The organism is Enterobacter sp. UNJFSC 003 (genome assembly GCF_036903355.1).
Taxonomy (GTDB): domain Bacteria; phylum Pseudomonadota; class Gammaproteobacteria; order Enterobacterales; family Enterobacteriaceae; genus Enterobacter.
The window spans coordinates 1-238 of sequence record NZ_JBAKHK010000341.1 but is presented as its reverse complement, the minus strand read 5'-3'; the positions used below and the strand labels follow the sequence as shown (position 1 = coordinate 238).

Here is a 238-nt window from a genome sequence, read left to right as displayed (position 1 = left end):
GGGCACGACCTTCCCCGATGCGAGCGAGGGCTGGTTCGTGCCGCGCTATCTGGTCTCCGGCCCGGATGCGAAGGCCCCCGAGCTGAAATCGGTCCAGGATCTCAAGCGCTACAAGGATCTCTTCGCCGACCCCGACGAGCCCGGCAAGGGCCGCTTCTACAACTGCGTCGCCGGCTGGGTCTGCGAGGGCATCAACACCAAGAAGCTCGCGGCCTACGGGCTGGCGCAGGATTTCACC

Annotated in this window: 1 protein-coding gene; it reads left to right on the top strand. The window is 66.4% G+C overall.

The genetic code is table 11. The features are described 5' to 3' along the window. A partial coding sequence (locus V5P19_RS24450) for a glycine betaine ABC transporter substrate-binding protein (protein ID WP_334408105.1) occupies positions 1 to 238 on the top strand: 238 nt, incomplete at both ends.